The organism is Arthrobacter sp. KBS0703 (assembly GCF_002008315.2).
Taxonomy (GTDB): domain Bacteria; phylum Actinomycetota; class Actinomycetes; order Actinomycetales; family Micrococcaceae; genus Arthrobacter.
Window position 1 is genome coordinate 1,852,718 of sequence record NZ_MVDG02000001.1, and the last position, 13,314, is coordinate 1,866,031.

Annotated in this window: 12 protein-coding genes and 1 pseudogene; 8 read left to right on the top strand and 5 right to left on the bottom strand. The window is 63.7% G+C overall.

Features of this window, described 5'->3' with window-relative positions; genetic code table 11:
- Window positions 1-623 precede the first annotated feature (623 nt).
- The 3 genes from B1A87_RS08770 to B1A87_RS08780 all read left to right on the top strand — a co-directional run bounded on the left by B1A87_RS08770 (window position 624) and on the right by B1A87_RS08780 (window position 3,076).
- The gene (locus B1A87_RS08770; protein WP_260680758.1) at window positions 624-1,199 is read left to right on the top strand and encodes a hypothetical protein; all 576 of its coding nucleotides are present in this window, start codon (window positions 624-626) and stop codon (window positions 1,197-1,199) included.
- A gap of 69 nt (window positions 1,200-1,268) precedes the next feature.
- On the top strand, window positions 1,269-1,655 hold the full coding sequence (locus B1A87_RS08775) for a VOC family protein (protein WP_078029527.1): 387 nt from the start codon (window positions 1,269-1,271) through the stop codon (window positions 1,653-1,655).
- A gap of 398 nt (window positions 1,656-2,053) precedes the next feature.
- Window positions 2,054-3,076 (top strand): zinc-binding alcohol dehydrogenase family protein, encoded by a 1,023-nt coding sequence (locus tag B1A87_RS08780; RefSeq protein ID WP_078029526.1) that lies wholly within the window; start codon window positions 2,054-2,056, stop codon window positions 3,074-3,076.
- An 83-nt stretch (window positions 3,077-3,159) separates the two neighbouring features.
- On the opposite strand, the pseudogene B1A87_RS08785 reads toward B1A87_RS08780, so the two are convergent.
- Together B1A87_RS08785 and B1A87_RS08790 are read right to left on the bottom strand one after the other, a co-directional pair.
- Window positions 3,160-3,977: pseudogene (locus tag B1A87_RS08785) on the bottom strand (aldehyde dehydrogenase family protein).
- Window positions 3,978-4,031: 54 nt separating this feature from the next.
- Window positions 4,032-4,580 (bottom strand): TetR/AcrR family transcriptional regulator, encoded by a 549-nt coding sequence (locus B1A87_RS08790; protein WP_078029525.1) that lies wholly within the window; start codon window positions 4,578-4,580, stop codon window positions 4,032-4,034.
- Between the two features lie 114 nt (window positions 4,581-4,694).
- Here B1A87_RS08790 and B1A87_RS08795 point away from each other — a divergent pair, with 114 nt between their 5' ends.
- Window positions 4,695-6,104, top strand: coding sequence for an MFS transporter (locus tag B1A87_RS08795; protein ID WP_078029524.1), 1,410 nt, complete (start codon window positions 4,695-4,697; stop codon window positions 6,102-6,104).
- A 341-nt stretch (window positions 6,105-6,445) separates the two neighbouring features.
- Here the strand turns inward: B1A87_RS08795 and B1A87_RS08800 are convergent, their stop codons facing one another.
- Window positions 6,446-7,798 carry a serine hydrolase gene (locus B1A87_RS08800; RefSeq protein WP_260680760.1) on the bottom strand — a complete coding sequence of 451 codons (1,353 nt, stop codon included), beginning with the start codon at window positions 7,796-7,798 and terminating at the stop codon, window positions 6,446-6,448.
- 693 nt (window positions 7,799-8,491) lie between these two features.
- Entirely contained in the window at window positions 8,492-8,908 is a 417-nt protein-coding gene (locus B1A87_RS08805) for a helix-turn-helix domain-containing protein (protein ID WP_260680761.1), read from the bottom strand.
- A gap of 192 nt (window positions 8,909-9,100) precedes the next feature.
- Between B1A87_RS08805 and B1A87_RS08810 the strand changes: the two genes are divergently transcribed.
- The 4 genes from B1A87_RS08810 to B1A87_RS08825 all read left to right on the top strand — a co-directional run bounded on the left by B1A87_RS08810 (window position 9,101) and on the right by B1A87_RS08825 (window position 12,011).
- Window positions 9,101-9,751, top strand: a complete 651-nt coding sequence (locus B1A87_RS08810) for an SDR family oxidoreductase (protein WP_313902467.1) — start codon at window positions 9,101-9,103, stop codon at window positions 9,749-9,751.
- Window positions 9,752-9,863: 112 nt separating this feature from the next.
- Window positions 9,864-10,388 carry a PaaI family thioesterase gene (locus B1A87_RS08815; protein ID WP_260680762.1) on the top strand — a complete coding sequence of 175 codons (525 nt, stop codon included), beginning with the start codon at window positions 9,864-9,866 and terminating at the stop codon, window positions 10,386-10,388.
- Window positions 10,389-10,462: 74 nt separating this feature from the next.
- Window positions 10,463-11,293: a TDT family transporter gene (locus B1A87_RS08820; protein WP_185982287.1), complete on the top strand. Its 831-nt coding sequence runs from the start codon at window positions 10,463-10,465 to the stop codon at window positions 11,291-11,293.
- Between the two features lie 352 nt (window positions 11,294-11,645).
- Entirely contained in the window at window positions 11,646-12,011 is a 366-nt protein-coding gene (locus B1A87_RS08825) for a family 43 glycosylhydrolase (protein ID WP_078029519.1), read from the top strand.
- Window positions 12,012-12,603: 592 nt separating this feature from the next.
- Here the strand turns inward: B1A87_RS08825 and B1A87_RS08830 are convergent.
- A complete protein-coding gene (locus tag B1A87_RS08830; protein ID WP_078029518.1) occupies window positions 12,604-13,314 on the bottom strand; it encodes a GAF and ANTAR domain-containing protein in 711 nt (236 codons plus the stop codon).

Genomic DNA, 13,314 nt, shown 5'->3' on the forward strand with positions numbered 1-13,314 from the left:
GAATGAGCAGATCGGGATTAGCCAGGGGTCCGGCGCCAGCTGGGGTACCTAAGCCCCGTCTCAGAAGGCTTCAGTCTCGTCGCCGGCCCCGGTTTCCTTTTTGCCACATTCCAAGTGACGTCCGAACAGCTGCCGCGTATGCAGAGCAGCACGCCGCAGCAGTTCCCTGATTGCCCCGGAAGACCGGGCTCCTAGATCTTCAATCGGTCTGTCACCTGCAGCATTAGCAGCCCAATGGACCTTCCCGCTAACCTGTCTTGCGCAGCAGATGTGCGAGTTCTTCCATCACGGGTCGCTGGTGGCCTTGAGGCTCATGGGTGCCATCCCCTGCACGACGCATTCCCGCCGCGTCGCGATAAACTGGACCGGTCATGAACGGCGTCCCGCTCCGTCTTCTTGCTTGGTTCGTCACATTAGCGACCCTCCTCTCGGCCTGCGTTCCAGCTGTCAGCCTCGATGAGGCCGCCACCGGTCAGCCGGTCCAGACTTCCTCGGCCCCACCAGCCGCGCGCGATGTCGTCCCCGGTCCTCAGCGGCCCCCGTCCCCCACCCCGACATCGGTTCCCACGCCGACCCCGGTGCCCCGGCCGTACGCCCTCAACCTCTACCAGGAGGGGGACTTCGTGCCGCAGTACACCTTTGACTGGTGTGTGGCCGCGAGCATCCAGATCATGCACAACCTCATCGACGACAAGGGGGCCGGCACGTGGGCCGATCGCGTTCACCAGGGCGAGCTGTGGGAGATGGCCCGGGCACGGTCGTCCAACTCGTTCAACGGTGCCAACCCCTTGGGTTGGGCGAAAGTGCTGACCGAGGTCGGGATGGGGCCGTACACCGTCGTCAGCATCGCCGACTACGAGGAAGCGCTGCGGACCGCGGCGCGCGCCATCGCTGACACAGGCCGGCCCGTCGGGCTGGGCATGTGGCGCGGTCGCCACGTATGGGTGATGAGCGGCTTCGCGTCACTCGGCGACCCCGACCAGTTCCCGAAATTCTCGGTCACCGGCATCCGCGTCCAAGATCCGCTCTACCCGTATGGCGACCAGCAGTGGGGACGGTCCCCCGCACCCAACACCCTGCTCACCCCCGAGCAGTTGGCGACGCAGTTCGTCGTCCGCGAACCGCGACGCTGGAGCAGCAATCTGCCGACCGGCTACATGCTGGTGCTGCCGATCGCCAAGGCCTTTCCAAGGACGTAGCGGGTGCCCTTGAAATCTGAAGAGCGCTGGACGTAGAAGGTCGCAAACAAAACACCCGCGGAGGTCACCATGACGGTCACTTTCAACCACACCATCGTCTACGCAACGGACAAGCGCCGTTCGGCGGAGTTCCTGGCCAACGTGCTCGGACTGCCGAAACCCCAAGCCATGTGGTCTTTCATGACCGTGCCCCTCGACCACGGCGTGGCCCTCGATTTCGCCACGGCGGACCGGCCCATCTCCCCGCAGCACTACGCCTTCCTGGTCAGCGAGGAGGACTTCGACGGCATCTTCGCAAGGATCCAGGCCCAGGGCATCCCCTACTGGGCGGACCCGGGACGGTCCCGCCCGCAGCAGATCAACCACAACGACGGCGGACGTGGCGTCTACTTCGCGGATCCTGACGGGCATTTCCTCGAGGCGATCACGCGTCCGTACGGATCGGGTGCTGCATGAAGTCCTAGGTACGCTGACGGCAGCCTTGGCAGCTCGCCCTGCCTTCTGGAAGCGAAGCGCCGCTGTTGCTGCCAGATCTGTCTGATTGGAACGGCCCGAAGATCCCCTATGGCGCTATCCGACGGCCGTTTTCCGCCACCCGTCCGACGCGGTGTGGACCCGGACATGGGCTGGGATGGTTTAGCGGCGCCGAACGACCGCCGCAGTCGGCGACAGCCCTCTATTCGAGGCCCTCTCGCCAGGTTTATTGGGCCAACGCGGCAACTACTCGACGATCCGCCAACCCAGGCTTTGATCCGGTTTGGACGCTACGTCCTGAGTCTAAGAAATCCGTATCGTAACCAAAAGGAATTAAGGGCCCTTGACGGTAACTACTCCGCTCGGATCACTATGGCTTCATGACCAAGACCATGAACGCAGTTGCCTACACCAAAAACCTTCCGATCTCTGATGATGCCAGCCTTGAAGATGTCCTCCTCCCCTTGCCTGAAGTCGGCCCGACGGACCTTCTGGTGGAAGTTAATGCGGTTTCCGTCAATCCTGTTGACGTGAAAGTACGTTCCGGCAATGACCCTGCCGGCAGGCCCAAGGTGCTTGGCTACGACGCAGCCGGGACTGTCCGCGCCGTTGGCGCCGACGTGACATTGTTCAAGGCAGGTGATGACGTCTTTTACGCGGGGGCCATCAATCGTGCGGGAAGCAACGCACAATTCCAGGCAGTGGATGAGCGGCTCGTTGGAGGTATGCCGAAAACCCTTAACTTCGCGCAGGCCGCCGCACTTCCGCTCACGTCCATCACCGCGTGGGAGGGACTGTTCGTCAAACTTGGCCTGTCCCAGGACAGTTCAGGGACATTGCTCATCATCGGTGGTGCAGGTGGAGTCGGGTCCATGGTGGTCCAGCTGGTCAAGGCCCTCATACCGGGTTTGCATGTCATCGCCTCCGCCGGCCGAAAAGAAAGCCAGGAGTGGGTCCGCTCCCTCGGAGCCCAAGAGACCGTCAGGCACGGAGAAGCTCTGCGGGAGGATGTTCAGCGTGTCGCGCCAGAGGGCGTCGACTATATCTTCACCACGCATTCGGCAGGCCAACTGGACGCTTTTGTGGAAATCCTGAAACCGTTCGGCGAGATCGTGGCCATCGACGATCCGGGTCAGGTCGACGTGGCACATCTCAAGAGCAAAAGCCTCACATGGCACTGGGAGCTTATGTTTACGCGCTCTTTGTTCCAAACACCGGACAGGATTGAGCAGCACCGGCTGCTCAACAAGGTCGCCTCGATGGTCGACGCGGGGATCATTCGCAGCACGCATACCCACACGTTCCACCCGATCAACGCCGAGAATCTTCGCAAGGCACATGCCATGGTGGAGTCCGGCCACACGCTAGGCAAGATCGTCGTCGCGGCGAGCGATCCTCACTAACCGAGGGCCAGCTGGAAACTGCGGCCACAGTCATCGTGGCCGGCGCCCGTCAGCGCCTCACGACCTACGGGTAGCTGTCACACCTACTCCAGCACGGTCCGGTACTGGGGCTCCGTCGCGCAGGGGCCGAACACGGTGGCCGAATCGAGCGGATCACCCTGCTTCCCGGCAGCGGTCGTGGCCGTGACCATGTCCACCACCTCGTCATAGCGGCTCGCTGGCGCCAGGAGCCGGGTGGAGACGTGGCAGGTCTGGCCGGTGTTGCGCATGGAGGACCGGATCAGCACCTTGGACATGGCGTCCAGATCCGCGTCGGGCAGCACAACGGCGCTGGATTTCCCGCCCAGCTCCAGCGTGACCGGGCGTAGCAGCTCACCGCAGGCCGCGCCAATTTTCCGGCCCACCGGCGTCGAACCCGTGAACGCCACCTTATCCATGCCTTGGTGCTTCACCAGCACATCCCCAGCCGGCCGGAACCGGTGACCAGGTTGACCACACCCGCCGGGACCCCGGCCGCGGCAACGGCGTCGATAATCACCGGGATGGACAGCGGAGTGGGCGACGCCGGCTTGATCACCACGGCGCAGCCCGCAGCAGTGCCGGCGCCAGTTTGCTGACCGAGGTTGGTGGGGAAGTTCCACGGGGCGATCAGCGCGCAGACCCCCAGCGGTCGCGCCGGACTACCGACCCGTCCCGCCGAAAGCAAACTCGCCATCGACAATGTCGGGAGGTCGCGGCAATCGACGGCGTCGACGCCCTGTTCCCGTGGGCACTCACCGCCGTCGTCCGACGACGGGAATCCACGACAAGGGCGACCGGCGCCTTCGCTTCCGGCCTTACACGCCCGCCCGCCCATCGCAGTTGGTGCTTCTGTTTGATGGGAAATGGCCGGATCGACCATCGGAATTCTCTGGCGGGACGTCCCTTCATCATTCGAATGCGTTCTCCGCAGCCGTCAGGGAGCGAGCAGTCCGTCGGCGACGATTGCGAGCATCGATGCCACTGATTCGGCGGGAAGCTCGCTGTTGTCTGCCACTGCAGCCATCCCGCCAACAAGCCGACTGATTTGCATTGCCTCGACGCCGGGGCGCAGGGCCGAGTCCAACCCGTCAATTAGGCGCTGATTCGCATTGAGGTAAGTAGTGCATTTTGCTGCGAATGGAGACCCGGGATCACCCAGCGCAGCAGTGATCCGCGCGGCCGCACCCTTGTGTTCTGTCAGCATCGCCGCATAGTCGGTCAGCCAGGCCAACAGCTGCTCGCGCGCGGAGGCGTCGAGCGAAAGCGCCCTGTCGACTGCAGCGTTGACCTTCTCCGCCCACGCCTCGAGGACTGCGTCGTACAGGGACTCTTTGGTCGGGAAGTGCCGGTACAGCGTGCCGGGGCCCACCTCGGCCCCTTTGGCGACCTCGTCCATTGAGACGGCGTCGAAGCCTTTGGCGCGGAACAGCGCACGTGCAACCTCCACGATCCGATCGCGGTTGCGTTGGGCGTCAGCGCGCACAGAAACACCTTTCAAACATTGTTGCCAAACGGAGAGTGTCTCCGTATAGTCTTAACCGGAGCATCTCTCCTCTTAGTGTACGTCAGCCCATCGGCTAGAACAGGACACCACCCCATGACATCCACAATCGCCACCCGAGCGCCCGCCGGGATCGCGCCATCCGGCCGCCGCGCCGGCAGCATTGGCCTCTGGCTGGTCATGCTTGCCCAACTCATGCTTGTCCTCGATGCGACAGTGGTCAACGTCGCACTCCCCCACATCGCCACCGACCTCGATTTCACCCGCGCCCAGCTCAGCTGGGTCCTGAACGGCTACGCCGTCGCCTTCGGCGGCCTCCTGCTGCTCGGCGGACGGATCGGAGACGTCTTCGGCCGTCGCCGCACCTTCCTGGTGGGCGTCGCAGTCTTCACGGTCTTCTCGCTGCTCGGCGGCCTGGCCACCTCACCCCTGCTCCTGGTCATCGCACGCGCACTCCAAGGCCTCGGTGCCGCGTTCGCCGCCCCGAGCGTGCTCGCGCTCATCACCACGAGCGCGAGGGATGACGGCGCGCGGAACCGGGCACTTGCGTTGTTCTCCGCCGTCGCCTCGATGGGCGGCGCCCTCGGGCTCATTCTTGGCGGCCTGCTCACCGACATCGCCAACTGGCGGTGGACCCTCTTCATCAACGTGCCGATCGGCGTCGTCGTCCTCCTTGCCGTGCCGCGCCTCGTCGCCGAAACTCCCCGGAGACCCGGGCGCTTCGACGTGCTCGGAGCGGTGACCGCAACGGGCGGCGCCGTCGCCATCGTGTGGGCTCTACTCCAAGCGGGCGACGACGGCTGGTCCAGTCCCCGCACGATCGGCGGACTCGTGGTCGGCGCAGCGCTGATCACCGTGCTCGCCTTCACCGAGCGGAGGGTGGCCCACCCCCTCCTCCGCCCGCAGCTACTCCGCAGCCCGAGCCGGGTGGCGGCGCTGGCTGCGATGGCGGCCACCTATGGCGGGATGCTGGCGATGTTCTTCCTCATGGTCCAGTACCTCGAAAACGATCTGCAGCTCACGCCACTGTTGACGGGGCTGGCGTTCCTGCCGATGCCCCTGAGCATCTTCGCGATGTCGCGGATCGTCCCGCGACTGGTCGAGCGCTTCGGGGCCATCCGCCTCGTCATCTTCGGCACGGCCCTTCGCGTGGTCGCCTTCCTGCCGCTCACGCAACTGAGTCCGGACACCCCCTTCGCCATCGTCATGGCTGCCCTTCTCTTGACGGGAATCTCAGCTGGCATAACGTTCATGCCGCTCACGACGCTCGCGCTTCGCAACGTCGAACCCGAGCACGCAGGGTCCGCCTCGGGTCTTTTCCAGACAATGCAGCAGCTTGGCGGCGCCGTCGGACTGGCCATCGTGGCTTCGACCTACGCGGCCTTTGCCACCCCCGGCGACTTCCTGACCGGCGGACGGGCCGGGTTCTGGTCGGCGACCATCCTCTCCGCCCTCGCGCTGGCAGCCGTCGTCGGGCTGGCCGTCAGACCTCGGAAAGAAGCATGAGGGCGCCCGTTCACGGGCGAAGCTACACGGATGGAACGAGCCTGGATACGTGGCGGGCGTCTGGGTGATGTTGGCGTTGAGCTTGCCCTCGCTCATGAGAGACTGTTGACGGCGCGGCCCCTATTGGTCCCCAAGCTTGATGAGGCCAAACATCTGAAGTCCCTTGTGTCAGACTCTTCCAGGCCTGATGGTGGGCCTTCTTTTGCCCTTGGCGACGGAGACCGGCGGCGATCCGGCAGCCTGCAGGCGTCGCAACAAGTCACGGAAGAATATTGCTCACAGAGGAGGAACTCGCGAGAATTGTCGCCGACTGCTGTTTCCCCCGCGGGGCCAAGGGCTCATCAGCCGGGCGGCGCCGTATCTGACGTTGACCGCGTGGCTGGCCCTGAAGGCGCTGCGCCGTAGAGGTCCCCGATGATGGCCTTGGCGATGGTCGACGCCGGGTCCCGTCCGTCCGGCGCAGGGGCAAGGTTGGTCCACACGACCAAGGTCACTTTGTTCTGCGGATCCCTGCCCATGAAGGTGTTGTAGCCGGGGAGTTCGCCAGTGTGTCCGTAGAGCGGGCCGAACTGGGCCAGTGCCATGCCATACAGGGCCGCGCCTGCGTTGTCCGCGTCGACCGGCACAAGGCTGTCCATCCGCTTCTTTTGAAGGTCCGGGTTGAGCAGCCTGCCATCAGTGAGGCCCTCGGCCATTGTAACGAGGTCGCCCGCCGTGGAGACGCCCTGCCCAGCGGCCCACGTCCAAGAAGGGTTGGCGTTTGTGTAGTCGTTCGGTTTCAATGAGCCGTCCTGTGCCTTGGCGATCAAGTCGGCCGGAAGCTTGGTCGTGGACAGGGTGAGGAGGTTGTCCATGTACATGTAGCCGCGGGAGAAAGGCTCCGGAAGGCCCGAAGAGTCCGACGCCGGAAAGGATGTTTGGTTCAGGCCGAGTGGTCCCAAAATCCGGTCGCGCACGATCTGGCCGAAGCCCTTGCCATCCAGCTTCTCGGCTATGAGCCCCAGCAGAACCGTGTTGGTGTTCGAATAGTGAAAGCCTTTGCCGGGGCCGAAATAGACGGGCAGCGGAAGGGCGATGGCCACGAGTTCCTCAGGCGTCCAGACCCGTTGTGGCGTGGTATCCAGGGCCTTGCTGAGCTCGTACGACTCCGAGTAGTTGTAGATCCCGCTACGCATGGTCAGGAGTTGCTCGATGGTGATGTTGTCGCCGTTCGGTACGTCTGGGCGGTATTTCGAAACGGGGTCCTCAAGCTTGAGTTTTCCTTCCTGCACGAGCTGCAGGATTACGGTCCCGGTCCATGTCTTGGTGATGGAGCCGATGCGGATGTGGTCATCGAGTGAGACAGATGTTGTCCCTCCGGCGCTCGTCACGCCGTAGGTGAGGTTGATGTCGCCTTGAGTGGTGCGCAGCATCATGGCCGCTCCCGGTACGAGCAGCTCCTTGGCAAGAGTCTGGAAAGTCTCCTGGACCCTGGCTTTGTCCAGTCCGCGCAGAGTCGCAGATCCCGTCTTTCCTCCAGCCGTTGTGTCGTTACTTGGAGTGGCCCCCGACGGCGGTGCAGTGGACGACGCCGGGGTCTGCGTAGGCGTGGACGTGCACGCGGTGATCGCCAATGCAGCTGCGGTTGCGATGCCGAACGCGATGATGAGGCGGGACGGGACATGCCAATTGTTCTTGGGCCTGCTATTGGTCACGGTTGACTCCCCGCCGACGCTGATAGTTGCGCTCAACCTACCCCAGCGGCGCCGCGAGATCTACCCCCAGCGGCCGCACGAGATGGCAGAAAAACACCTTCACACTGCGCTCCGCTGGAAACGGGATACACCGCTCATCGCTTTCGGTCTTGTTACGGCAGCCGGCGGATCGTCGAAGTCGCGATAACCTCACTCGACCTTGTGATTTTCTCACCCAAGACGGCCAAACGCCCTCTTCGGGGTGACGACGTCAGATCGACGTACCGAACCCGTGTTCGGCGCCGTGCATGCGGCTTCTGGCCCAGGGAAAGCCTGGCCTGCCTCAGCGTCGACCCCAACCACATCGGCGCCACCCTCCGTATAGACCTCCCTCGGCACGACGGCGCCGAGCACCTACGCCCGCACCAGAATAATGGCGTCGGGAGCCGGGAAGCGGCTGGCGATGAGGGAGACTCAAACCATCCGCTACAGGGTCAGCGAGCGTCCTGGCCCAGGTCATTCGTACGATCATTCGGCTGAAAACCAAGCGTTTGAGCGGCGTTGGCATGTAGCCATCCCACCCCAAGGGAATTGAAAGGGTATGAAGAAAACGACCACTCAGCGGAGCACCACTCCCACGGCACCTACCCGCAGTCCGAGGCCCAAGAAAGACGGCGGGAGATACCGCCGTCGTCCTATGTCCGGTTATTGTTCTTACTGGTCGGACGCCGGGACCGTACCGGCCGCTGACACAAGCGGTCCCAGCATCAGGCTTCCTGGGGTGAATTCCTCACCGCATTCCGCACACGACACCACCGGTTTCAGGTCGGCCCCGCAACTGTGTCGGTAGGAGGCACGGGGTGTCTCGTCGCGCATCCATGTACTGCTCCACGCTGCGAGTGAAATGAGGATGGGCGCGACTTCGGCCCCGGAAGTTGTGAGGTGGTACTCGTAGCGCGGGGGGCGCTCGGAGTACTGGACGCGCTCGATCACGCCGTGGCTTTCGAGTGTGCGCAGCCGGCCCGTCAGGATGTCGCGGGACGCGCCGGTATTACGCGCGATCTGATCGAACCGGTGAACGCCCAAGGACATCTCGCGAAGCGCCAGCAGCGCCCACCGCTCCCCGAGCACGTCGAGCCCCGCCGCGATGAAACACGCCCTGGGCGCATCTACTGCCTTATCGGTCGGCCGATTCATCGCTCACCTGCTTTCGGTACTTTCTTCAAGTATACAAGTCAGTTGGAAAATCAAACTCACTCGGCTACTCTGATGCTCTGAGGTCACGACAACCGCGTCGCCGCCTTTCTGAGATCAGGAGAATCCATGCCACTGCTATCTGGCGCCGTCGTCCTCGTTACCGGTGCAAATGGAGGCCTGGGCCGCGAGCTCGTGGAGCAGGCCCTCGCCCGGGGTGCTGCGAAGGTGTACGCGACGGCCCGCCGCCCGGAAGAGTGGAACGACTCCCGGGTCGTCCCCCTCGCCCTCGATGTCACCAACCCTGACTCGATCCGGGCCGCCGTTACCCAGGCCCAGGACGTCACCGTTCTGATCAACAACGCCGGCATGAGCGTCGAATCGGACACGTTCTTGGCACTCCCCGACGAGAAGATCCGTGAGGTCATGGAGACCAACTTCTTCGGACCGGTCGCCTTGACCAGGGCATTCGCACCGGTGCTCGCCGCCAGCGGGACATCAGCGGTCCTCAACATTCACTCGGTGCTCAGCTGGATCGCACTCACCGGCGCCTACAGCGCATCAAAGGCCGCGCTGTGGTCGGCGACCAACTCCTTCCGCGTGGAACTGGCCCCCCAAGGCACGCAGGTCACGGGCGTTCACCTCGGCTACATGGACACAGCCATGGCCAAGGGCGTGAATGCCCCGAAGATCTCCCCGAGGAAGTCGCGCGGAAGTCGTTCAATGGGCTCGAGCAGGGTGAGTACGAGGTCATCGTGGACGAAATCAGCGCTGGCGTGAAGCGCGGCCTGTCTGGTTCGATCTCGGATCTGTACCCGACCCTGGCAGCCAACACACCGGTATGACCGCGACAAACCCTAAAGGCCTGCAGAGCTCTAAGGAGGAAACCCCGGTGACAATCAACACCTCGGCGCAACGCTCGGAAACCTTCACCTGGATTGATCCGGCAGTCGCGCTCGAACAGCTGCCACGGCTGTCGGGTCTGGACTACTTTTCCGGCCTCCGCGATGGCAGCATTGCGCCGCCGCCGATCGCTTCCCTCATGAATTTCGATCTCGTCGATGCGAGGTACGGACACGTCGAGTTCCAGTGCCGGCCGGGAGGAGCGCACAACAACCCCCTCGGAATGGTGCACGGCGGCCTGGCCTGCACGCTCCTCGACACGGTACTCGGCTGCGCAGCACATAGTACCTTGGAAGCAGGGATCGGCTACACCTCTATCGATCTGGCGGTCAAGTACCTGCGACCTATCACGCTTCACAGGGGTGCTCTGCGCGCAGAGGGGTCAGTCGTAAAAGCCGGCTCGCGGGTGATCTTCACCGAAGGCCGCCTCAGCACCGCCGACGGAGAACTCCTCGCCACCGCCACGAGCACGCTGCTCATCTTCCCCCACCAACCGGGCGCTCTGACAACATGACTGATAACGGCACCGCCGTTGCCCTGACACCTGCCGCTCAGGATCGCGCCTTGCCCCCGGCCCCCCTTTCGGGAATGCCCGCGTTGAGCCGCTTCGGCATGCCCTTGGGGCTCGCCGGCCTTGGCGGTGGCTGGTCCGCCGCGAGGAGCTCTCTCGGGTCCCCGATGTGGCCGGAGGAAATCCTCTACGGGGCAGCCAGCTCGCTGTGGCTGATCCTGACCGCCGCCTACGTGTTTCGGGGCCTTCGCCGGAAAAGAGCATTCCGGGCCGACCTGCGACACGAAGTGGCGGGGCCTTTCGCGTCCTTCATCCCGCTAGTGGGGATCCTGCTTTCGTCCCACTACAGCCAGTATCTGCCGCCATGGGGCGCCTGGCTGTGCGTGGGTTTCATTGCCGCCCTTGCCATCGTCGCCGCCCAGCTCCTCGCCCACTGGGTCACCGGCGGGGTCTCCATGCAGTCCATCCATCCCGGCTACCTGCTGCCCGTCGTGCCCGGATTCTTCGTTGCCAGCATCGGATTCTCAAGCATCCACGCCCGTGATGCAGCCACGGCCGCGTTTGGCATTGGCGCGTTCTTCTGGCTGGTCGTAGGAACCGTGGTCACTGTCCGGCTGATGACCGGCGGCGAGCTGACAGCAGCAGCCAAGACCGGATTGTCCGCGTACCTGGCTGCGCCTGCAACGGCCAACATTGCCTGGATGCTGTCACATCCAGGCCCTGTGGGGGCCGTCCAGCTTGGCCTAACAGGCGTTCTGGTGATCATGGCACTGACGCAGGTCATGCTTCTCCCCGAGTACCGCAAGCTTCCCTTCACGCAGATGTTTTGGGTGTTCACCTTTCCCGTTGGTGCCACCGCGAACTATTCCATCCGCTGGCTTGCAACAACCGACCTCCCCGGCCGGTAAATTTACGCGTGGACGATTCTCGGCCTCGCAACGGCCTTCACGTTGGTCATTGCCGCTCGCACCGTCCCAACAGCCATCGCCCTAAGTCACGGAGACTTGCCACACCACAGAGCACAGAAGTGCGGTGAAGCTCCTGCTTCCTGAAACCGGCCGCTTTCGAAACGGGCAGATGGACCGAAGTTTCGGGGCCGGCGCAGATATGTTGTGACTGTAACTTCGTTTGGCGGTTAAATCGCAGCCTTACCTGGCCAACCATTGCCGATAAGGTCTGGACCGCAGGGCCTCCGGGCCGAGGGCTAAGGACCTGCTTCGTCTGGCGCTCTCCCTCGTCCTCCGAAAACGGCCTGAGCGCATGCTGTTCGCGCCCGATGCCATCGAACGCAACGGCAGCTACAACCTTTACTTCTGCCTCTCAGGCGGAAGCGAGGGAGTTGCCCGCTCCGACCGTACGGAAGGGCCCTTCGGCACCGCGGTGCGGCTCCCGGCAACGGGAATCGATCCGGCCGTCTTCGTCGATGACCACGGCGCCGCCTACTACTACTGGGGCCAGATTCATGCCCACGGCGCCCGGCTGAACGATGACATGATGTCTCTCGACGTCGCTTCGCAACGCAGTCCGCTGCTCACTGAAGAAGAGCACTTCTTCAGTGAAGGCTCCTCGATGAGAAGGATCGGCGACACCTACTACCTCGCCGGTATCGCCGCCGCCTCCGTGTAGAAGCGATCGAAATCGGCGACGACGGGTCAATCGCCGAGGTGCCAATGACCTCGCAAGGGGCAGGAACGGCATTCGAGAGCGGCGGACGAATCGATGATCCGCGCTTGCGAGCTCGGTCGGGGAAACAACAAGGTGTGGGTTGTGATGGATGATCGCTTCGTTAGTAGGGAAGAATGCCGTGGCTACGCCCTGTGGCTGTCGCATTCGGGCCGTGCCATAAACACTCAAAAGGCATACCAGCTGCGGCTGTCGCGGTTCCATGCTCGTGCCGGACCAGCGGCGGCTGGGCAGATCCTCCAGGTGGCCCGCCATGCCACCCCGGCCTGGCGCGGGTCTTTGGATGCCGGGTCCGATGCGGCTGGGGGGAGTGCGCCGGGCCCGGCTGTTCTGGCTTCTCGGGTCGCGGCACCTTCAACTCCAGGACACTCACAGTTTTCCCCGCGCCCCTTGGGATATGCGCGGAATTCGGCACGGACGGTGACCCAGTAGTACCCAGATTGGAGGGGATGACTGCAAGGTTCCTCTAGGCAAACTTTCCTCGCGAACTACTGCCGGATCTTCCACCTGAGCTGCTGGCTAAGGCCTTTGCCGCCTAGAGAGTCAGCGTCCGGTCGATGACGTGGGCTGCCGTGTCGTGCAGGTTCTGGTTGCTGGCGCGCGCTAAGGTGCGCAACCGTCGGAAGGCCTCGTCCATATCGACCCCCGCGGTGTAGGCAAAGACGCCCTTGGCCTGTTCGATGAGGACGCGGCTGTTCAGGGCGCGTTGCAAATGATCGTTGACCAGGGCTGATTCCCGGATGCTGCGCTCCTGCAGAATGCTGATAGTCGCCACGTCTGCCAGCGCCTGGCCGATGGCAACATCCTCCTGGGTCAGGGTGCCCGGATGTTCACCGAAGAGGCCCATGGCCCCGATGGTCCTGCCTTGAACACGGAGCGGTACCGCGTGCACCGAACGGAAGCCCTGTGAGAGGGCGGCCGCCTGGAATTCTGGCCAGTGCCCGCTCATGGCGGGGATGTCTTCCACGACCACGAGTGTTCCTGTCCGGTAGCACTCAACGCACGGCCCGGAGCCAGCCTCCAGTTGAAGTATCTCCACCAGTTGGCTTAGTTCGCTGGTGGAGGCCAGGACCTGCAGCTGGCCGTGCGGATCAGCCAGAAGCAAGCCGGCAGCGGCGGCATCAAGAAGATCGACTGCTGCCTCGACGAGCGCATGGAGCCAATCCAGCACGTCGTAGTCAGCGACCAGCGTGTTCGTGATTCTTACGAAGGCCGCGCTGACGCGCTCGGCGCGGCTTGTCGTCAC